Genomic DNA, 19,912 nt, shown 5'->3' with positions numbered 1-19,912 from the left:
GTCAAAGCCTGATGTCGATCTTGTCCCGGCCGGTCTGCGGCCGGAGGGGGTGTGTCATCTGCACGGGGGCAAGGGTGGCGGGGGCCAGGATGCCCTCGGCCCGGTCGGGATCGGGGCGGTCACGATTGCCCCCCTCTCGCCAGCTGCCCTGCTGGCGTCCGGCCTGCTGGCCGTTGATCGAGACCTCGACCCGGGCATAGCCAAGGCTGCGATAGCTTTGTTCCAGTTGGGCCACGTGGCGGCGCATCAGCTCCGAGGTCTCGGGGCGGTCTGCGGTCAGATGCAGCATCACCGCGCCGTCCTCGGTGCGCAGCCGCAGCGAGACGCGCCCCAGTTCCTCGGGGTCCAGCATCAGCTCGGTTTCACCCTCGCCATGGCGGATCGAAGCGGTAACCACCTGATGAATGACGGGCGCGGCCGGCAGGGTGCGCGATGTCTGATTGGCCAGCTGTGGTGGCAGCGTCGTGGCTGAGAACTCGGTCCGGGGGACCTCGGCAGGGCTGGTGGCCTCGGTCCGCAGCGGATCGGGCGTGGTTCTGGGGGGCGTGGTGGCTTTCCGGGGCGCGGCCGCTGCGGCGCTCACGGTCTGGGTTGGTGCGGTGGTGCGCGGCGCTTCTGCTGGCTGCCCGGCGCGGATGGGCCTGTCGCTGCGCGGCGCTTCGGTTGGCTGGGGCAGTGTCGTCGGCATGGCGGCACCCGGCCGAGGCGTGTCGCGGGCGGGAAGCGAGGTGGGCAGGTCTCCTGCCTCCGATCGGACCTGGGGTGGGACCTGGGGTGGGGCATCGGGCGCGGGGCGCGAGGGCAACACAGGCATTGGGGCGGACGCGGCGGCGATCTGCGGGGGGGCCGCAGGGGGGGCGTCGGGCCGAGATCTGTCCTCCGGGTTGGGCGAGGGCCGGACTTCGCTGCGGGCCGCGATTTCGGGCCGGGCGGGACCCTCGGGAGGCTGAGGCCGGGGCTGGGTGATGGCAGCAGTCAGGGGGGCGGCGCGTGGCGTGGGGGTGTCCGCCTGCGGCGGAATGCTCTGCTCGGCTGCGGGCTGACCTTCGGCACGCGGGGTATCGCGGATCGGCAGGACGGGCGCAGCCGGTGTGGTCGCCTGAGGCAGCGGGCCCGGCATCTGCGGTGTCTGCGGGGGCGGGGAAGCAGGCCGGGGCGTCTCGGTCGTCAGCGTGGTTTTCTGTTCCTGCGCCGTACGTTGCGTGGCGTCCGTCACCTGTGAAACCGGCTGCCGCGACGCGGATGGATGCCATGCGGCGGTGGCCGTATCCCGGGGACCTTCCGTGATCACCTCGTTCCTTTGCGGGAGCGGCGTTTTGGTGGTGCCGCCGGGCAAGTTGACCGCGGGCAGGGGGGCCGCCTGGTGCGGTGAAGGGGGCGAAGGCTCGGGACGGGACAGCGCTGGTGCCTCCGTGGCGGGGCGCGATCGGGACGCGCGCTCAGGCAGCGGCGCTGCTGCGCGCGGCAGCGGGCCCGGTGCGCTGTCAGGGCGCGCGGGGATGGGCCTGGCGGCGATGGCAGGCTGCAGCGGGACGGCCTCGGCTCGGGGCGTTTCGGGCAGGGTCGGCGCCTCAGGGGCGGGCACGGGACGAGGGCTCGCCGAAGGGATCTCTGCCGTCGGCGGGATCGCGAGGCGGGGCATTTCCGGCCTTTCGTCAGCCGCTTCGCCTGTTGCCACTGGCCTGTGAGACGCTTCGGAGACCCCGGAAGCCTGGGGGCTGTCCGGCAAGGCGACGGACGCCTCCGTCGGCTCTGCCAAGGGGGCGGCGGCCACGAGGGGCGTCGGTGACGGTCCGGTCGGGCGGGATGCCGCCATGAGGGTGCCGGACCTGGTCGGAAGGGGCAGCGGGCCCTCGGAGGTCGATGGGGATGCGACCTGAAGGGGGGGCTGGGGCGCCACCGGCAGGGTCATCAGGAATATGGATTGTCCCGGTGCGGCAGGCGTTTCGCGACGCCGGGGCGTGGAGTGCTGCGGCGGAACCGGCACGTCATCTGCTTCGGCGAGCGCCTCCGTTGGTTCGGGGTCTTCTGACAGAATGTCTTCGATGAATTCCTCCTTTTCGTCGATCGCTTCGGAGGGCCCGGGTTTCGGTAGCGTGACCTCGGTGGTGCTCTGCGGCGCCTCTCTGCCGGGCTGGTCCGGGGAGCTACGCAGGGGGGGGGCTTCGGCGAAGATATCGTCGAAATCCGGCTCGCCGGCAGGGCGGGCGGCCTCTTCCGTTTGCCCTGCAGGCAGCGTTTTGGGCACCACGGTCCGTGCCGTGAAAAGGGACATGTCCGGGAATGTCATCATCGCCTCCGGGAGTTCTTCCGCGTCAGGAGACATTGACGTCACACGGTTACAGCTTCTTTACCGCTGCTCCGGCATCCTCAGAAAACTGGTTCAAATTGGAGCATCCCGATGACGGATCCCGTTTCCTTGCCGCATGCCGCCCGGCCCCCGCGCGACCCCAAGGCCTGGGCCGCTGCCCAGGGCCTGGAGGCAAGCTTTCTGGCCGAGATGCTGGAGGCTGCCGGGCTGGGAGAGGTCCCTGATGCCTTCGGCGGTGGCGTCGGAGAGGACCAGTTCGCCTCGTTTCTGCGGCAGGAACAGGCCAAGGCTATCGTCCAGGCCGGGGGCCTCGGGCTGGCCGAGCAGATTTATCAATCCATTCTGGAGAAACCAAGATGACCAACGATCCGCAACACGAGCTGATCGGGGCGCTCGACGCGCTCCTTGAACGGGAGAAGGAGGCGCTGGTGACCGGGCGCCTCGATGTGCTGCCAGAGATCCTGGCGCAGAAGGAGGTCCTGATCGACACGTTGAACGAAATGACCGGCCTTGGCGCGGCCGAGCTGCAGCCGCTGCGCGGTAAGGTACAGCGCAACCAGGTGCTGCTGGACGGCGCCCTTAAGGGAATCCGGTCGGTGGCGAACCGCTTTGCCACGCTGCGCCGGATTCGCCGGACGCTGGAAACCTACGACGACCAGGGCCGCAAGTCCGCGTTGGTGCGTCCGCGCGATAACACGCTGGAGAAGCGGGCCTGAGGTGTCCCGCATTTGCCTTAAATGCCGGGCAATGCCCGCCCGGCATTTAGGATTCCGTTAGCAAGTCTGCGTCAATGTTCCCCTGCATCCGATCGGATGGCGCGGTGTCAGGAAAAAGCCAGGACCCCGCACTGGTCAGAACGACATCTCCACCGTCCCGCAGGGACGGGATGCCAGCTCGGGCGCAAAGCGCCCATTGACCAAAGGAACAACGCATGTCCAGCATTCTCACGAACAACAGCGCCATGGTGGCGCTGCAGACCCTGAAGTCCGTCAACAAGTCGATGACCGGCATCCAGGGCGAAATCTCGACCGGCAAGAAAGTTGCCAGCGCCAAGGACAACTCGGCCACCTGGGCCATCTCGAAGGTGATGGAGTCCGACGTCCAGGGCTTCAAGGGGATCTCCGAAAGCCTCGCTCTGGGGGAATCGACCGTCGCCGTCGCCCGCTCCGCCTCCGAAACCGTGACCGACCTTCTGACCCAGGTGAAGGGCAAGATCGTCGCGGCGCAGGAAGAGAACGTCGACCGTGATAAGATCCAGACCGACATCAACGCCCTGAAGGATCAGATCGCGGCGGTTGTCGGTGCGGCACAGTTCAACGGCCTGAACCTGCTGTCCAACACCGACAGCACCACGGACTCGGGCACCGTCAACATCCTGTCTTCGCTCGACCGTTCGGGCTCGGGCGTGGCGGTCAGCCAGATTGCCGTCGGCAAACAGGACCTTGGCCAGGATGCCGCGACGGCCGGTTCGACCGCAGGTACGGCCGTGACGGCGTCGGCGGCTTCGGCTGCGGCCAGCGGTGGCACCGTGGACTACGACCTGTCGGGCTCGGACACGGGCTACGGTTCGTCCTTCGTCTTCTCGGCGACGATCGGTTCGGGCACCATCAGCGCGACCTATGTGCAGCGTGATGGCGAAACCTCGGAAGACTCGGCTTCGCAGCTGGCAATGCGCCTGAACTTCGCGCTCGCCGATGCAGGTGAATCCGACTACAGCTTCTCGGCCAGTGGCTCGACCCTGACGGTGACGAACAACTCGACCGCTGCTCTGACGACTGCGGCGACGGACATCACCGTGACCACTGACGGGACCGCCGGTGGTGGCCTGGAACTGCTCGACAGCATCGACGTGACCACGGCCAATGGCGCCGAGGCCTCGCTGACTGCCATCGAGGGGCTGACCCAGATGTCCATCGACTCGGCCGCAGCTTTCGGTTCGGTTGAAGGTCGCATCAACACCCAGTCTGATTTCATCAGCTCGCTGATGGACTCCCTGAAGTCGGGCATCGGCACGCTGGTCGATGCCAACATGGAAGAAGCCTCGGCTCGCCTGCAGGCCCTTCAGGTGCAACAGCAGCTGGCCGTTCAGGCCATGTCGATCGCCAACCAGGCGCCGCAGACGCTGCTCTCGCTCTTCCGCTAAGGGGGGACGAACGACCAGGGGCGCGCGAAGCGCGCCCCTGACGAGGTTTCGTGAAATCTCACCTTTGACTGGAAGGATTCCAAGTGACTGCTCATGCTCAAGCATTGCGCGCTTACGGGCAGGCCTCGAACCCCATCCGCACGCCGCGGGGGACCGAGTACGAGGTGTTCGCGCGTATCACGCACAGGCTCGTCGCCGCCGCCCGGAAGGGGGCCGCCCGGAACGGGGCCGGCAAGCCAGACACGGACAGTTTTGCCGAACTGGCCCGCGCCATCTACGAGAACCGCCGACTTTGGACATTGCTGGCTGCTGACGTGGCCGACAGTGCGAATACACTTCCCGAGGCCCTGCGGGCCCAGATCTTTTACCTTGCGGAATTCACGCAGGTGCACAGCCGCAAGGTTCTGTCTGGTAAGGCCAGTGCTCGGGCCCTCATCGAGGTGAACACTGCCGTGATGCGCGGTCTGCGCGCCGGAGGGCCCGGAAAATGAGCGGGCTGATCCTGAAACTATCCCCCAAGGAACGTGTGCTGATCAACGGCGCCGTGATCGAAAACGGGGACCGTCGGTCCCGCCTGTCGATTGTGACGCCGAACGTCAACATCCTGCGCCTGCGCGACGCGATCCATCCAGAGGAGGCCAATACGCCGGTACGGCGTGTCTGCTATGCGGCCCAGCTGGTTCTGACAGGCGATGCCGATCCGGATGAAACACGTCACCAGCTGCTGCGCCGGATCGAGGAATTGAGCCAGATCCTGACCGATCCCGACAGCCGCAATCTGCTGGCCCAGGCTACGGATGCCGTTCTGCAGAACCAGTATTATCAGTGCCTCAAGTCCCTGCGTGGCCTGCTGCCACGGGAGGACCGTCTTCTGGCGGCGCGGCTGTCATGACCTTCACGCCGGTCCTTCCCGCCACGGGCCTCGTCGGTTGGGTCTTTCTGGACCGGACCTACGAAAACCAGCGGGCGACTTTTGACAAGTCGCCCCTGATCACCCGCGATACCGCCTATTTCGAAGAGAACATCGGCAAGGTGGAAACCGCCGAAGATCTGGTTTCTGATCGGCGCCTGCTGCGTGTCGCCCTGGGGGCCTTTGGTCTGCAGGACGATATCAACAACAAGTTCTTCATCCAGAAGATCCTTGAAGGCGGTACGCTGAAAGAGGATGCTCTGGCGAACAAGCTGACGGACCAGCGCTACAAGGACTTTGCACGGGCCTTCGGCTTTGACCTGACACCTCCGAGTACCAAGATTTCGGACTTTGGTACCGGGATTGTCGAGAAATATCGCCAGCAGGAGTTCGAGGTCGCGGTGGGCGAGCAAGACGACACGATGCGTCTCGCGCTGAATGCCGATCGCGCCCTGGCCGAGATTGCCGATGACAGTGGATCCGTCAACTCCAAGTGGTTCAAGATCATGGGGACGACGGCGCTGCGCGAAGTGTTCGAGACTGCCTTTGGTCTGCCGTCAAGCTTTGCACAGCTGGATCTGGACAAGCAATTGGAGGTCTTCAAGGAAAAGTCAGACAAGATCCTCGGCAGCGAAGATCCATCCGTTTTGGCGGATGATGAGACCCGAGAGGGGTTTATCCGAAAGTTCCTGCTGCGCAGCCAGCTGAATGAATACCAATCCAGCTCTGCCGGCAGCGTGGCCCAGACCCTGCTTTCCAGTGCCGTGACCTTTGCCTATAGCTTGCGCAACGGTTGATGTCTGATCGGTCCTTTCAACCGCGTGGCCCCGAAATTTCGGAGCCACGCGGTTGTGCGCGCAGGTCCCGTCCCTGACCTCCGCGTCCGGTGGATGCCGAACGGGAGGAGACCGACCGCCGCAGGATCAGCCTGAGACGATTGAACGAGGCATCGATGCCGGAGGTTTCCTTTTCAGCCAGGAAGGCGTCCAACTCGGACCAGGCGCGAATGGCCTGATCCAGAATGGGATCGCTGCCTTGAACGTAAAGCCCGGCCTGGATCATCATTTCCGACCTTGCATAGGCGCTCAGCAACTGGCGGGCCTCTGAAATATCCTGGTTTTCCTGATCCGTCGCGGCACCCGGCAAGCTGCGAGAGACTGATCGCAGCAGATCGATGGCCGGGTAGCGGCCGCGTTCGGCGATCTGCCGGTCCAGCACGATGTGACCATCCAGGACGCCTCGCAGGATGTCGGCCACGGGTTCTTCCATATCCGATCCAGCGACCAGCACGCTAAGGATCGCCGTCATCGTGCCGTCAGCACCTGCTCCGGGGCCGGCGCGTTCGCACAACTGCATGATCTGCGCGGCGGTTGAGGGCGGGTAGCCGCGCAGGGCCGGCAGTTCGCCAGCGGCAATGGCGACCTCGCGATGGGCTTCGGCAAAGCGGGTGATCGAATCGGCCAGAAACAGCACGTGCTTGCCGGCCTCGCGGAAATGCTCGGCGATGGTCATCGCGGCCCAGGCACAACGTCGCCGGACAAGCGCCGAGCGATCAGAGGTCGCGGCAATGACCACGGCGCGTTTCATCCCCTCTGCACCCAAGGTGTGGTCGACGAATTCGCGCAGTTCGCGGCCCCTTTCCCCGACCAGTGCGATGACCGCGACATCGGCCTGCATGTTGCGCGCCAGATGCGCCATCAGGCTGGATTTGCCCACGCCCGAGCCTGCGAAAAGCCCGATCCGCTGACCCTCGACAATGGGCAAAAGCGTGTTCAAAACGCTCATCCCGGTTTCCAGGCGGGTGCCCAAAGGGTGCCTGTCTGCCGGTGGCGGGGGGTCATTCCGCAAGCCTTTCCAACGACTTCCTGGCAGAATTGGATGCCCGTCCAGGGGCTGGCCATGGGGGTCGATGACACGCCCAACCCAGCTCAGGTCCGGGGCGATCCGCATCGGCCCCTGCAACACCACCCGATCGCCCAGCGATACGCCCTCGGGGCTGGCATCCGGCAGCATCGTGACGGCCTGCCGATCCAGGCGGATGACCTCTCCGTTCAACACCGAGCCATCGCTGCGGGTGACCCGCAGGATATCCCCCAGCCGGGCATAGCGCCCCAATCCCGTGACCCGAAGCACCTCGGCTTCGACCGCATCGATGCGTCCGACATGGCGGACGGCGTCGAGCGCCCCAAGCTCGGCCCGGACCCCTTGCAGCACGTTCTGTGACACCGCTCGGCTCCTTCATTGCCTGCCAACGGTTTCTAAAGGAATCGGAGTTAAGCCTTGATTGAAGCCAATCGAGGGAGAAGCCCCGGTGTTCGAATCCTTGCAGATCTTCCGCCTTTCGGCAGCCATGGCACGTCACGCCAGCTTCCGGGAATCGGTCATCGCCGAGAATGTCGCGAACGCCGATACCCCCGGTTACAAGGCAAAGGATACGATCTCGTTCACCGAGGCCCTGTCGGGTCCCGGCCCTCAGACCGGAATGCGGACCACCCGCGACAGCCATGTGCAGGGCTTTGATCCCCGCGCCACGCTGGTATCCCAGGACGAGGACAATCCCTGGACCTCTCCGAATGGCAACTCCGTCTCGCTCGAGCAGGAGGCCATGAAATCCATCCAATCGAAACAAGAGCATGACCGCGCGCTGGCGATCTATCGCAGCTCGATGACGATCATGCGCAGCGCCATCGCGCGCAGGTAAGGGGGCACCTCATGGGGGATCTCTCCGAAACACTCGCGATTTCCTCGACCGGGCTGCGCGCCCAGGCACAGCGCCTGCGTCACACGGCCGAGAACATCGCCAATGTCGATACACCCGGATACCGGCGGAAAACCGTTGCCTTCGAAGAGGTTGCGGATGCCGGAGACGCGGTTGGCGGGGTCCGGACCAGTCGGGTGCAACTCGACCGGTCGGACCTGCCGCGGATCTATGATCCGCAGCACCCGCTGGCCGATGAAACTGGCCACTACGATGGATCGAATGTCGATCTGGTGGTCGAAATCGCCGACTCGCGCGAAGCGCAGCGCAGCTATGAGGCGAACCTCAAGATCTTCGAACAGGCCCGGCAGATGTCGGCCGGACTGCTCGACCTCTTGCGCCGTTAATCAGTCCAGAAGGAGGTCCAGAATGGACATTCGTGCTTTGAATGCCGCCCAGAAATATGCGGCCGCACGCCCCGTTACGGAACCCGTGGCGGGCAGCGGACAGGGAATCGGCGAAACCCTTGGCGAGGTCACGAAGGACTTTGCCGAGACCTTCCGGGAAGGGGAGCGGACGGCAATGGCGTCCATGGTCGGAGAAGCCGATACCCAGTCCCTCGTTCAGGCCCTTGCGCAGACCGAGCTTGCCGTCGAAGCGGCAGTGACGGTGCGCGACAAGGTTGTCGAAGCCTATCAGGAAATCCTGAGGATGCCGGTCTGACCGGGGGTTCTGGCCAGGATGGACGAGGCAATCTTCTTCGACACCCTGCGCCAGGGCCTCTGGGTCGCCACGATCTCGGCTTCGCCGATCCTCGCGGTGGCCCTGGTGGTCGGCGTCATCGTGGGCCTGTTCCAGGCCCTGACATCGATCCAGGAAATGACCCTGACCTTCGTCCCCAAGCTGGCGGCGATCGTCGTGATCTTCTGGCTTTCCATGAGCTTCATGTCACAGACCCTGGTCGCCTTCTTTCACGACCAGGTCATTCCGCTCATCATCGGAGGGTGACCCATGGACAATGCGGGCTACACCACACTGACACGCCTCTCGGGCCTCATGCGCGAGATGACCGTGATCGCCAACAACATCGCCAATGCCAATACCACCGGCTTTCGGCAAGAGGATGTGATCTTCTCGGAATACATCGCGCCGGTCGATGACGGCCCCTCGCTGTCGATGGCCGAGGCGAACCTGCAGTGGATCAACTATGCTCAGGGCACGATGGAGATGACCGGCGGCACGCTGGATTTCGCCATCGAGGGCGAGGGCTATTTCGTCGTCCAGACCCCGAACGGCGACCGGCTGACCCGCGCCGGCAGCTTTGCGACCTCGAATGCCGGGGATCTGGTGACCAATGACGGCTACCCGGTGCTCGACAGCGGCGGTACGCCGGTCTTCATCCCGCCCGATGCCGATGTCAGTGTCGGCGCTGACGGATCGCTTTCGGCGAACGGCCAGGCCATCGGCCAGATCGGCGTGGTGCGGCCGCTGGACCCGGGCGCGATGGAGCGCGAGGGCGGCGTGATGTTCAACGCCACCGGCGGCACCGAACCGGTCGAGGCGCCCCGGGTGATGCAGGGTTTCCTTGAGGCATCGAACGTCGATCCCATCGGGCAGATCGCCCGCATGGTCCAGGTCCAGCGCGCCTACGAACTGGGCCAGTCGTTCCTCGACAAGGAAGATGAACGCATCCGCACCTCTCTTCAGACCATTCTCAGCAGGACCTAAGCCATGAGAGCCCTCAAGATCGCGGCCACCGGGATGGCTGCCCAACAGATGCGGGTCGAGACGATCTCGAACAACCTCGCGAACATGTCGACCACCGGCTACAACGCCCGGCGCGCTGAATTTGCCGATCTGCATTATCAGCAATATGCCCGCGCGGGCACGATCAACGCCACCGACGGCACCATGCTGCCCACCGGCATCCAGCTGGGGCTGGGGGTGCGTCCCACGGCCGTCAGCATCCAGGTGCAGCAGGGGCCGCTCAGCCAGACCGGGGGCGACCTGGACCTGGCAATCGAGGGACGCGGCTACCTGGAGGTCACGCTGCCCTCGGGCCAGACCGCCTATACCCGCGACGGCGCGCTGAAACGCACCGCCGACGGGCTGATCGTCACCTCTGATGGCTATCCCGTCTCGCCCGACATCACGATCCCTGCCGATGCGCGCTCGATCTCGATCAATGCCGCTGGCGAGGTCTATGCCTATTTCACCAATGCCACTGCCGCGCAGCTGCTGGGCCAGTTCAACATCGCCGGTTTCACCAATGCCAAGGGCCTGGAGGCGATCGGTTCGAACCTCTTCGCCGAAACCGAGGCCTCGGGGGCGGCGGCGCTGACCACGCCGGGCCTTGATGGGCTGGGCACGCTGCGGCAGGGCTACCTGGAAGACAGCTCGGTCGATCCGGTGCGCGAGATCACCGAGCTGATCGAGGCGCAGCGTGGATACGAGCTGAACTCCAAGGTGATCTCGGCGGCGGATCAGATGCTGGCTGCGACTGCGCAGGTGCGCTGATGCGGATGCTGCTGCTTCTGCTGATGATGGCGGGGCCTGCCGGGGCCGAGACGGTGATCGCAGCGCGCAATCTGCGCCCGCAAAGCGTCATCGCCCCCGGCGACCTGATCCTGCAGGAGGGCAGCCTGCCCGGAGCTTACGACTCGCTTTCGGGACTGGTCGGGCTGGAGGCGCGGATCGCGCTTTATGCCGGCCGGCCGGTGCGGCCGGGCGATCTGGGCCCCCCCGCGCTGGTCGAGCGCAACGGCACCGTCAACCTGATCTATGATCGCGGCGGGCTGAACATCACCGCCGAAGGCCGCGCGCTGGAGCGTGCCGGCGCGGGCGAGACCGTCCGCGTCATGAACCTTTCCTCTCGACTGACGGTCAGCGGCGTCGTGCAGCCCGATGGATCGGTAAGAGTGCAATGATCATGCGTTTTCCCCTGCTGGCCCTCGGGTTTGTGGCGGCGTGTTCGCCGCTGGACGAGGTTGGCCGCGTGCCGGCCTTTACGTCGGACATGAACTCCCCCGAACGGGGGGCGATGTATACGCCGGGTCTGCCGATCAGTGCCCCGGGGCGGCAGGAATCCTCGCTCTGGCGGGCCGGGCAGCGGTCTTTGCTGGGGGATCGCCGGGCGATCAAACGCGGTGACATCATGACCGTGGTGATCCAGATCGACGACAGTGCGCAGATCTCGAATTCCACGGCGCGCAGCCGTGGTGGATCGGAAAGCCTTGGTGTCCCTGGTCTTTTTGGGATTCCTCAGCGACTGAACAACGAGGTGCTCTATAACGGCGCCTCGATGGATTCCGCAGTTTCGATTGACAGCTCCTCCAGCTCCAACGGTGACGGGTCGGTCAGCCGGAAGGAAAAGCTGACCCTGCGTATTGCCGCGACCATCGTTGACGTATTGCCGAACGGCGTGCTGGCGATCTCTGGCAGCCAGGAGGTGCGCGTCAATTTCGAACTGCGCGAACTGCTGGTCACCGGCTATGTCCGCCCCGAGGACATCTCGCGCCAGAACGAGATCACCTATGACAAGATCGCTTCGGCGCGCATCAGCTACGGCGGGCGCGGGCAGATCTCGGAGGTGCAGCAGCCGCGTTACGGCCAGCAAATCCTTGAAAAGATTCTCCCCTTCTGAGGACCGCCGATGAAGAAGCTCCTGCCCATCCTCCTGATCATCCTCGGCATCGGCGGCGGCGCCGGAGCCGGCCTGATGCTGCGCCCGAAACATGACGAGATGGCCTCGATCGAGCCCTGCGGCGATGGCACCACTGCCGTCGCCCAGGCCCATGAAGAGCCGCCCGCGGACGAAGAGAAGCCGCCCGAGAAGGACTATGTGAAGATGAACAACCAGTTCATCGTCCCGGTGGTGGTGGATAGCAAGGTGGGGGCGATGGTGGTCATGTCGCTCAGCATCGAGGCGGATCTGGGATCCTCGGCGGCGGTCTATGCGAAAGAGCCGAAGCTGCGCGATGCCTTCCTGCAGGTGATGTTCGATCACGCCAATGTCGGTGGGTTCGACGGCGCCTTCACCAATTCCAACAATCTCGAACTGCTGCGGCGCAACCTTTACAACGTGGCGCGCAAGATCCTGGGACCGATCGTCAGCAATGTGCTGATCACGGATATCGCGCGTCAGGAAACCTGATCCAGGATACTCCGGCCTGCCGCGCCGCCCCTTTCCGGGGCGGCGTTTTGCCGTTCAGCGCAGGACCTGGCGCAGGATCGCCAGGGCCTGAAGGTCTTGCAGTTGCTTCTGGTGGCGTTCCGCCTGCTGCCGCGCCCGCGCGGTGTCGTGCAGATGGGCGGCGATGTCCCGGCGGCCCAGGCTGCGGGTCAGCCGGGCGATCTGGTCGGCCTTGTCGGCCAGCACCAGCGCCAGTTCCGACTGGACCTGTCCACGCTTGGTCAGGGCCCAGTCGCGCCAGGCGCGTTCCTGCAGGCTGGCACGGCCAAGGTCCTGTCCCGGCTCGGCAATACGCCGAAGGAAGCTTTCGCGCATCCGCGTGTCCAGGTCTTCGATTGCGGTGCGCAGGCGGGCTTCGTGGGCCAGAAGGCGGTTCAGGCGCATCAGCTCTGCCTCATAGGCCAGGGCGGTGGCGCGGGCCAGCGGCGCCAGTTGGGCGGGGGGTGTCAGCCGCGCCATCAGATCCGCGCCTTGGCCTTGCGGCGCATCTGGTCGGCGAAACGGATGGCGGCGGCGACCGCGCGGTAATCGGCGGGCGCGATGGCGGCGCCGATATCAACCTCGGCATGCAGGCGGCGGGCGGTGGGGGGATCGGAATGGATCGGCACGCCGTTCTCCTGGGCGATGCGGCGGATCACCCGGGCGACTTCGTCCACGCCCTTGGCGACGCAGACCGGAGCCGTTCCCCTGCGGCGTTCCCATTTCAGTGCCACCGCGTAATGGGTCGGGTTGACGATCACCACGTCGGCCTTCGGGACCTCGGCCATCATCTGGGATCGCGCGATCTGTTCGCCGCGCGCCCGGCGCTGCTGTTTCATGTGCGGATCGCCCTCGGAATCCTTCATCTCGTCGCGGATTTCCTTGTCGGTCATGCGGTTCTTGCGCAGGTGCTCGGCCCGCTGCCACAGGAAATCGAGGCCCCCGATGCACAGCGCGACCAGGAAGACCAGGAACAGGAATTCGATGCACAGCCGCCCCAGCAGCGCCGCGCCCTGTCCGGGATCAAGCTGCAGCGTCATCGTCATTTCCTCGAAATGGCTGGAAATGAAGCGATAAAGCATGAAGGAATAGATCAGCAGCTTGGCAAAGCTCTTGGCGAATTCGAACAGCCCGCCGCGGCCGAACTTCTGCTTGGCATTTGATATTGGCGACAGGCGCGAGGCCTTGGGCCGGATCTTTTCGGCCGAGACGACGAAGGCCTGCTGGGCAAAGACCGTGGCCAGCGCCGCCACCGCCGGTACCAGGAACAGCGGCGCGGTGCGCAGGGCGACCTCGGTCATCAGCCCGCCGGCCATGGCCGGGCTGCTCAGGATCTGCGGGGCCAGCGTGTCCGACTGGTCGATCAGCCCCTGCAGCACGCCGCCCAGACCCGCCAGCACCGGCCCGCCCACGGCCATGCCCGCCAGGCACAACCCGCCATAGGCGGCGGCGGTCGACAGATCGCTGGATTTCGGTACCTCGCCCTTTTCACGCGCCTTCTGCAGCTTGCGCGGTGTCGGGTCGTGCGGTTTCTCGCCTGAATCGTCGCTGTCCGCCATGGTGCCTCAGAAGGGTTTGACCAGAAAGCCAAAGATCTCGGCCGTCCAGAGCGACAGGATCTGCGGTGACAGCGCCCAGAGCAGCGCCAGCCCCCCAAAGGTGATCAGCGGCGCGCCCACGAAGGCCACCATCAGCTGCGGCATGGCCCGGTTGATGACGCCAAGCGCCAGGTTGTAGATCAACGAGATGATCAGGAAGGGCGTGGCCAGGGTGAAGGCCAGGCGGAAGCTTTGCGCGATCAGCTTCAGGCCCCATTGCGACAGGTCCGCCCCGACCGGCCAGCTGCCCGCCGGGATCACCTGGTACGAGATCAGCAGGTACATCACCGCATGGACATGCAGCCCCATGATCATCGCCAGCGCCAGTGCGCCCATCATCAGGATATGGCCGATGGCGGGCATCGGCTCGGTCCCGGCATTGCCCAGGATCTGGCTGAGCGAGGTCGACTGCGCCATCATCGAGGCCGCCGTCTGCAACCCCAGCATGAAGCTCCGCAAACCCAGCCCCAGCGACAGGCCGGTGACCGTCTCGGTGCCCAGAAACCGCAGGAAGCGCAGCCAGTCGGGGGCGCCGGGATCGGGAAAGACAGGCTGGGCGCTGGCGACCACGGCCGTCAGGCAGAGCGCGATCACCAGCTTGACCCGGACCGGGACTGCCTGCTCGCCAAAGCCCGGCAGCAGGGAGGTGAAGGCCGCCACCCGCAGGAAGATCAGCGCGCCGCGCCACAGCTCGGCCTGGCTTTGCGCCATCAGCTGGGCCAGGGCCTCAGTCATCGGGCACCATGGCGATCAGCGCGGGGCGGGCATCGATGCCGATTTCCTCGAACGAAAGCACGGGGTTGGTGATTCCGCGCGCGCTAAGTGCTGTGCGCAGGAAACGCCGCCGCTGGGTCGATGTGACAAGCGCCGCGTAGATCCCGCGGTCGGAGGCATCCGAAAGGGCCTGCGCGGTATTGCCCACCAGCCTGTTGAACATGTCGGGCGGCAGGGCGATGTCGTAGGCGCCGCGGTCGCGCTCGATCTGGTAGGTCTGAAAGATGTCCTCCCAGCCGGGGGCCAGCTGGATCAGCGGCACGGTGCCGTCCTCGCGGCGCAGCTCGGCCACCAGCTGAAAGCCCAGGCGGTGCCGGACATGTTCGCAGATCGCCTCGGGCTGCTGCAGCTGGCCGCGCAGTTCCGACAGCGCCTCCAGGATCAGGGGCATGTTGCGGATCGAGACCTGTTCGCCGACCAGTAGCCGCAGCACCTGGTGCAGCAGGTCGAGGGGCACCTTCTCGGGGATCAGCTCGTCCAGCAGCTTGCGGTTGGCCTGGGCGCGGCGTTCGTCCGAAAGGTTGGTCATTTCCTCCAGCACGCGGCGCAGGGATTTCAGCGTCAGCAGGCGGGGGAAGTTGCGCTTGATGGTTTCCAGAAGATGGGTGGCCAGGACCTCGGTCGGGGTGACGATGGTCAGCCCCGACAGGGCGGCGTGGTCCTGTGCGGCCTCGGGGATCCAGCGGGCGGGGGCGCCGTAGACCGGTTCGCGGACGTTTTCGCCCTGGGGCAGGCCGGCCTCGTTGCCCTGGGTCAGCACCAGCACGCGGTCGGGACGCAGCACGGCGCGGGCCTGTTCGACCCCCTGGATGCGGATGACGTAGGCCCCCTTGGGCAAGCCCGGATCGTCGGTCAGTCGGATCTCGGGCAGGATCAGGCCGAAGCCTTCGGCGACGTGCAGGCGCATGTTCTCGATCCGGGCATCAAGACCAGTGCCGGGATCGAGGGCCATGTTCACCAGGTCCGGGGCGAATTCGACATGGATATCATCCAGATCCAGCGTGTCGCCGATGGATTTCTGGCGCGGCAGCGGAATTTCCTGACGCGGATTCGTCTGTGCCTCGGCGGCGCGTTTCTGGCGGTTGTAAACAACCCAGGCGGCGGATCCCAGCACGCCGCCGCCGAGGGTGAAGGGGATGAAGGGCAGGCCGGGCACCAGGCCGAACAGCCCCATCAGCACCGCCACGGTCGCCAAAGCCGCCGGGTGGCGCCCCAGCTGGCCCACCAAGGCCAGGTCCATCGCCCCGGTCGAACCGCCCCGTGCCAGCAGCAGTGCCGAGGCAATCGAGATGATCACTGCCGGAATCTGCGTCACCAGCCCGTCTCCGACGGTCAGAATGGCGTAGGTTTCAAAGGCGTCCTTCATCGGCATGCCGTGCACGACGACGCCCATCAGCAGCCCGACGATCAGGTTCAGCAGGGTGATCAGCAGGCCGGCAACGGCATCGCCCTTGACGAATTTCGATGCCCCGTCAAGCGAGCCGAAAAAGGTGGTTTCCTGCTGCTCGCGCTCGCGCCGTTCACGGGCCTGGTTGTGGTCGATGGCGCCGGCGGACATGTCGCTGTCGATGGCCAGCTGCTTGCCGGGCATGCCGTCCAGGGCAAAGCGGGCGCCAACCTCGGCCATGCGGGCGGCGCCCTTGGTGATCACCATGAAGTTGACGATCAGCAGCACGCCAAAGACCACCAGGCCCAGGAAGACGGAACCGCTCATCACGAAATCGGCGAAGCCCTGGATCACGTCTCCGGCGGCGGCGGTGCCGGTATGGCCGTTGCCGATGATCAGCTTGGTCGAGGAGACGTTCAGCGACAGCCGCAGCATCAGCGACGCCAGAAGCACCGTCGGAAAGGCCGAGAAATCCAACGGCTTCTCGACAAAGAGGGTGACGGTGAAGATCAGGATCGCCAAGGCAAAGCTGGCGGCCAGCCCGACATCCAGCACGAAGGCAGGGACGGGCAGGATCATCATGACGATGATTGCCATCAGGGCCAGGGCCAGCAGGATTGTGGGCTGGAACAGGGGGCGGACTTCTGCCTCGGTCATGGTGGGTCCCGTGTCTTGCGCCGGGCCGCGTTCTGCGGGCCGGTTACCGCCGGGGCGGTGGGGTCATGCTTGGCGACAAATGGTTGAGATGTGGCAAAGAAGCGACCTACTGATCCAGCGCCGTATCCACCTGCAGGGTCGACAGTAGCTGACGAAGTGCCTCGCGGGTCTGGGCGCTTTGCGACAGGGCATCGCGGCTGGCCGCCAGAGAGGGCGCCCCGAGGGCGGGAATATCGACAGGGGCGGCCTCTTGCGCGGTGACGACATCGGCCAGCTGTGCGGCGGCGGGATCGTTCTGGCTGCCCTGAAGTTTCGTCCAGTCGCGGGCCAGAAACGCGGCATTGTCTGCGGCGGCGGTGTCGCCGGTGGCGGAATAAAGTGCCTCGGCCGCCGGATAATCCGCTGTTTTCAGGCGCAGATCGGCCTTTAGGCGATCAACGTCCGGGCCCTCCAGTCCGGCCAGTTCGGTTTCGGCCTGAAGCGGCATGTTGCGCGCCATGGCCAGCTGGGCCCGCAGCAGGCGACGGTCGCGGCCGGTGGCCTCATCTGCACCGTTTGCCAGATAATCACCGGCCTCGTCCAGGAAGCCCAGTTTGATCAGGCGACCGGCGATCATGTTGGCGGTATCCGGAGCAATGGCCTCCCGGATCAGCGGCGTATTCTGGAAATAGAGCCGGGCGAAGGTCGCGTCCGAGGCATTGCTGGCAAGGTTGCGCGCCAGCCCGTTCGAGACCTGCACGGCCACCTCTGGGGTCAGCTGCGCCCTGCCCTTGTCAAACAGTGCGTAGGCTGCGGGGAAGTTCCCGGCTGAGGATTGCGCGGCGATCTCGGTTCGGGTCAGGTCGGTCTCGATCGGCGTGTCGCGGTACTGGGTGCGATAGCTTTCCAGCAGCCCGATGGTTTCCGCATCGACCGGCTTGCCACCGGCCAGCGTGGCCTCGGTGAAATGCAGCAGCGCCTCGGGAGAGACATCATCGTTCTCGGCAATCAGGTCTCGGTAGATCTTGCGATCCGGTGATCCGGTTTCCTGGGTTTCGATACGGGCGGCGACCATTTCCTGGCGGGGGGTCGTGGTTTCGCTCTCGCGTTCGATGACCCGTAGCAGGTCCTTCGCGGTGTCAGCCTCCTGGATAGTGACGAAACGATCTGCCAGGATTGGACCCAGGTAGCTTTTCAGCGGGTCGGGCAATGTCATCATGGCGCGTTTCACCGCAATCGTGTCGATATCCTGCCCGGGAGGCAGTGGCTTTTGCGCCAGCACGCCCCAGAGCGCGGCGTCGGTGTCGCAGGCGGTGCGGCGGACGAATGGACCGCCTTCGGGGTCATGGCCATGCTCAAGGATCCGTGCGACCGAAGACATCTCGCGGGTTTCCGGGGTTTCAAGGCCTAGTGCCTCAAGCACGCTCAGAGCCTCGGCTCCGAAGCCGTTCAGCAGGTAGAAATGGGCCAGTTCGAGATGGGCCTTGGGGTCTGGGCGATCAAATTCCCCGACCAGCTGACCGCGGAGCGTGCCCAGACGGATCGAGAAATCCTGGTCTTCCTCGGGGGGCTGCATCGGGGGCATGGCAAGGGCGCAATCGTCGCCGGACAGGATGAAGCGGTTCTTCGGGCCGGGGGCGCTGTCTTCCAGCGTCGCTTCGCTTGCGGCAATGCCCGGATCGGCATGTTTGCCATCGCTGTCTTCCGCCAGGCTGCGCGCGTCCGGGGTCAGGGCGGCGGCCCCCTTCGGATCGACCTGCAAAAGCCCCTCGGTTGCGGCGCCGCCGATCGCTTGCAGCAGGCTTTCCTCCAATTGGCGGGCCAGTCGCAGTTCGGCCTCTGACAGGGCAGGTGGCATGTCGGGCAGGGCATTGACCGTCGCCTCCGCGAATTCCCGCAGAGGCGCGGGAATAGAGGGGGATTCCGGGACGACCATCGGCAAGGGCGTGGTCAGCATGGGAATGGCCGCGGCGAGGTTGGCGCCAGGGTCGACCGGCGGACGTTCTGCCATGGCGGCCGCCGCGTCCGAGGTCGGCAGCGGTGGTCCGTTCTTCAGGTCGAGGATCAGCAGGCGACCCCGGAACAGCTCGGCTTCGATGGGGCAGAGGCAGTCCAGCGCCAGGGTCATCGTTGCCCCCGGTCCGACCGACAGCGCGCGCAAGCGATCCCGGGGGATGCGATCAAAGACCTGACGCGCGTCGATCGATGTGGCGGCCCCGGACAGGCTGACGACCGCCTCGCCGGGGGCCTGTGACAGCGTCCAGTCGGTGCCGCGCGGCAAGTCTACTGTCAGTCGGGTAAAATCGGCATGCTCTCCGCCACGGACCACGGCGGCCTGAGCCAGGGCAAGCCCCGGCAGCAGGATGAGCACAGCCGCTAGGGCCAGGGCTGTCCGACGCATCCTCATGCGGCCCCGCTGCTTTTCACGGCCTTCAGCGCCTCTTCCAGTTCCGAGAAGCTGGGCCGGTAATGGGCCGGGGTATTCTGGCGGCCGACCTCGATGCAGATGTTGGTGGCGTGATTGTGCAGGTTTGCGACCAGGACCTCTCGGATCAGCTGGTGGAAATGGCTGTCCTCCTCGGTCACGGTTTTCAGGCGCCCGGCGAAGGGTCCGACGATGCCATAGGCCAGGAAGACGCCCAGGAAGGTCCCCACCAGCGCGCCGCCGATCATGCCGCCCAGGACTTCGGGTGGCTGATCGATGGCGGCCATGGTCTTGATCACCCCCAGGACGGCCGCGACGATGCCCAGGGCGGGCAGGGCGTCGGCCATGGATTGCAGGGCGTGGCTGGAATGCATGGCGTGATGCAGGTTCGCTTCCATCCGTTTTTCAAGTACCTCTTCCACCTGATGCGGATCGTCGTAGTTCATCGAGGCCGAACGCATCGTGTCGCAGATCAGTTCGATTGCCTCGCCATCTGCGAGAACCCGCGGGTATTTCGAGAAGATCGTGCTGTCGGCGGGCGCTTCGATATGTTCTTCGATCGCGACGGGGTTCTGGCGCGCCAGGCGGATCAGTTCGAACAGCAGGCACAGCAGATCGCGGTAATCGTCGGGCTTCCATTTCGGCCCCTTGAAGACCTTGCCGACGTCCTTGGCCGTATGCTTGACCGCGCCCATGTCGTTGGACAGCAGGAATGCGCCAACGGCCGCGCCGCCGATCATCATCATTTCGAACGGCAGCGACTTTAGGATGATGGACATCTTGCCGCCGGCCATCACGTAACCGCCGAAGACCATGACGAAAATCACGCCGATGCCGATGAAACCGATCATGCGTTCTG

General features: G+C 65.4%; 23 protein-coding genes. 15 read left to right on the top strand and 8 right to left on the bottom strand.

Annotated elements, in window-relative coordinates:
* Position 1 precedes the first annotated feature (1 nt).
* Positions 2–583, bottom strand: coding sequence for a flagellar hook-length control protein FliK (locus tag AC2ITM_RS16895; RefSeq protein WP_486467779.1), 582 nt, complete (start codon positions 581–583; stop codon positions 2–4).
* A gap of 1,818 nt (positions 584–2,401) precedes the next feature.
* Here AC2ITM_RS16895 and AC2ITM_RS16890 point away from each other — a divergent pair.
* From AC2ITM_RS16890 to AC2ITM_RS16865, 6 genes are all read left to right on the top strand, one after another.
* Positions 2,402–2,671 carry a rod-binding protein gene (locus AC2ITM_RS16890; protein ID WP_486467778.1) on the top strand — a complete coding sequence of 90 codons (270 nt, stop codon included), beginning with the start codon at positions 2,402–2,404 and terminating at the stop codon, positions 2,669–2,671.
* Positions 2,668–3,027, top strand: coding sequence for a flagellar biosynthesis protein FlgN (locus AC2ITM_RS16885; RefSeq protein ID WP_486467777.1), 360 nt, complete (start codon positions 2,668–2,670; stop codon positions 3,025–3,027). Before AC2ITM_RS16890 ends, AC2ITM_RS16885 begins: the two co-directional genes overlap by 4 nt.
* A 215-nt stretch (positions 3,028–3,242) precedes the next feature.
* On the top strand, positions 3,243–4,454 hold the full coding sequence (locus tag AC2ITM_RS16880; RefSeq protein ID WP_486467776.1) for a flagellin N-terminal helical domain-containing protein: 1,212 nt from the start codon (positions 3,243–3,245) through the stop codon (positions 4,452–4,454).
* 83 nt (positions 4,455–4,537) lie between these two features.
* Complete coding sequence (flaF, locus tag AC2ITM_RS16875) at positions 4,538–4,945, top strand: flagellar biosynthesis regulator FlaF (RefSeq protein ID WP_486467775.1); 408 nt, start codon at positions 4,538–4,540, stop codon at positions 4,943–4,945.
* Positions 4,942–5,346: a flagellar biosynthesis repressor FlbT gene (flbT, locus tag AC2ITM_RS16870; RefSeq protein WP_486467774.1), complete on the top strand. Its 405-nt coding sequence runs from the start codon at positions 4,942–4,944 to the stop codon at positions 5,344–5,346. Before flaF ends, flbT begins: the two co-directional genes overlap by 4 nt.
* A complete protein-coding gene (locus tag AC2ITM_RS16865; protein WP_486467773.1) occupies positions 5,343–6,161 on the top strand; it encodes a DUF1217 domain-containing protein in 819 nt (272 codons plus the stop codon). The genes flbT and AC2ITM_RS16865 overlap by 4 nt, the downstream gene beginning before the upstream one ends.
* Positions 6,162–6,177: 16 nt before the next feature.
* On the opposite strand, the gene AC2ITM_RS16860 is transcribed toward AC2ITM_RS16865, so the two are convergent.
* Positions 6,178–7,590, bottom strand: coding sequence for a FliI/YscN family ATPase (locus AC2ITM_RS16860; RefSeq protein WP_486467772.1), 1,413 nt, complete (start codon positions 7,588–7,590; stop codon positions 6,178–6,180).
* A gap of 85 nt (positions 7,591–7,675) precedes the next feature.
* Between AC2ITM_RS16860 and AC2ITM_RS16855 the strand changes: the two genes are divergently transcribed.
* Genes AC2ITM_RS16855 through AC2ITM_RS16815 form a run of 9 tightly spaced genes read left to right on the top strand, consistent with a single transcriptional unit; the run spans position 7,676 to position 12,215 of the window.
* Positions 7,676–8,065 (top strand): FlgB family protein, encoded by a 390-nt coding sequence (locus tag AC2ITM_RS16855; protein WP_486467771.1) that lies wholly within the window; start codon positions 7,676–7,678, stop codon positions 8,063–8,065.
* Positions 8,066–8,076: 11 nt separating this feature from the next.
* Positions 8,077–8,469 carry a flagellar basal body rod protein FlgC gene (gene flgC, locus AC2ITM_RS16850; protein WP_486467770.1) on the top strand — a complete coding sequence of 131 codons (393 nt, stop codon included), beginning with the start codon at positions 8,077–8,079 and terminating at the stop codon, positions 8,467–8,469.
* A 22-nt stretch (positions 8,470–8,491) separates the two neighbouring features.
* On the top strand, positions 8,492–8,785 hold the full coding sequence (gene fliE, locus AC2ITM_RS16845; RefSeq protein WP_486467769.1) for a flagellar hook-basal body complex protein FliE: 294 nt from the start codon (positions 8,492–8,494) through the stop codon (positions 8,783–8,785).
* 18 nt (positions 8,786–8,803) lie between these two features.
* Positions 8,804–9,070, top strand: a complete 267-nt coding sequence (locus tag AC2ITM_RS16840) for a flagellar biosynthetic protein FliQ (protein WP_486467768.1) — start codon at positions 8,804–8,806, stop codon at positions 9,068–9,070.
* Between the two features lie 3 nt (positions 9,071–9,073).
* On the top strand, positions 9,074–9,790 hold the full coding sequence (locus AC2ITM_RS16835) for a flagellar hook-basal body complex protein (RefSeq protein WP_486467767.1): 717 nt from the start codon (positions 9,074–9,076) through the stop codon (positions 9,788–9,790).
* Positions 9,791–9,793: 3 nt separating this feature from the next.
* The gene (flgG, locus tag AC2ITM_RS16830) at positions 9,794–10,579 is read left to right on the top strand and encodes a flagellar basal-body rod protein FlgG (protein WP_486467766.1); all 786 of its coding nucleotides are present in this window, start codon (positions 9,794–9,796) and stop codon (positions 10,577–10,579) included.
* The gene (flgA, locus tag AC2ITM_RS16825) at positions 10,579–10,989 is read left to right on the top strand and encodes a flagellar basal body P-ring formation chaperone FlgA (RefSeq protein WP_486467765.1); all 411 of its coding nucleotides are present in this window, start codon (positions 10,579–10,581) and stop codon (positions 10,987–10,989) included. The genes flgG and flgA overlap by 1 nt, the downstream gene beginning before the upstream one ends.
* Before the next feature lie 2 nt (positions 10,990–10,991).
* Entirely contained in the window at positions 10,992–11,705 is a 714-nt protein-coding gene (gene flgH, locus AC2ITM_RS16820) for a flagellar basal body L-ring protein FlgH (RefSeq protein ID WP_486467764.1), read from the top strand.
* A 9-nt stretch (positions 11,706–11,714) separates the two neighbouring features.
* Entirely contained in the window at positions 11,715–12,215 is a 501-nt protein-coding gene (locus AC2ITM_RS16815) for a flagellar basal body-associated FliL family protein (protein WP_486467763.1), read from the top strand.
* A gap of 54 nt (positions 12,216–12,269) precedes the next feature.
* On the opposite strand, the gene AC2ITM_RS16810 is transcribed toward AC2ITM_RS16815, so the two are convergent.
* The 6 genes from AC2ITM_RS16810 to motA form a co-directional block, all read right to left on the bottom strand.
* The gene (locus AC2ITM_RS16810; protein WP_486467762.1) at positions 12,270–12,713 is read right to left on the bottom strand and encodes a hypothetical protein; all 444 of its coding nucleotides are present in this window, start codon (positions 12,711–12,713) and stop codon (positions 12,270–12,272) included.
* The gene (locus tag AC2ITM_RS16805) at positions 12,713–13,792 is read right to left on the bottom strand and encodes an EscU/YscU/HrcU family type III secretion system export apparatus switch protein (protein ID WP_486467761.1); all 1,080 of its coding nucleotides are present in this window, start codon (positions 13,790–13,792) and stop codon (positions 12,713–12,715) included. Before AC2ITM_RS16805 ends, AC2ITM_RS16810 begins: the two co-directional genes overlap by 1 nt.
* Positions 13,793–13,798: 6 nt before the next feature.
* On the bottom strand, positions 13,799–14,566 hold the full coding sequence (locus AC2ITM_RS16800) for a flagellar biosynthetic protein FliR (protein ID WP_486467760.1): 768 nt from the start codon (positions 14,564–14,566) through the stop codon (positions 13,799–13,801).
* A complete protein-coding gene (gene flhA, locus AC2ITM_RS16795; protein WP_486467759.1) occupies positions 14,559–16,649 on the bottom strand; it encodes a flagellar biosynthesis protein FlhA in 2,091 nt (696 codons plus the stop codon). Before flhA ends, AC2ITM_RS16800 begins: the two co-directional genes overlap by 8 nt.
* 106 nt (positions 16,650–16,755) lie before the next feature.
* A complete protein-coding gene (locus AC2ITM_RS16790; RefSeq protein WP_486467758.1) occupies positions 16,756–19,035 on the bottom strand; it encodes a hypothetical protein in 2,280 nt (759 codons plus the stop codon).
* Positions 19,032–19,904 (bottom strand): flagellar motor stator protein MotA, encoded by an 873-nt coding sequence (gene motA, locus AC2ITM_RS16785; RefSeq protein WP_486467757.1) that lies wholly within the window; start codon positions 19,902–19,904, stop codon positions 19,032–19,034. Before motA ends, AC2ITM_RS16790 begins: the two co-directional genes overlap by 4 nt.
* Positions 19,905–19,912 lie beyond the last annotated feature (8 nt).

This window comes from Pseudooceanicola sp. NS-SX9, assembly GCF_057380705.1.
Note: the sequence above shows the minus strand (reverse complement) of the source record. Positions and strands in the feature narration are given on the sequence as shown.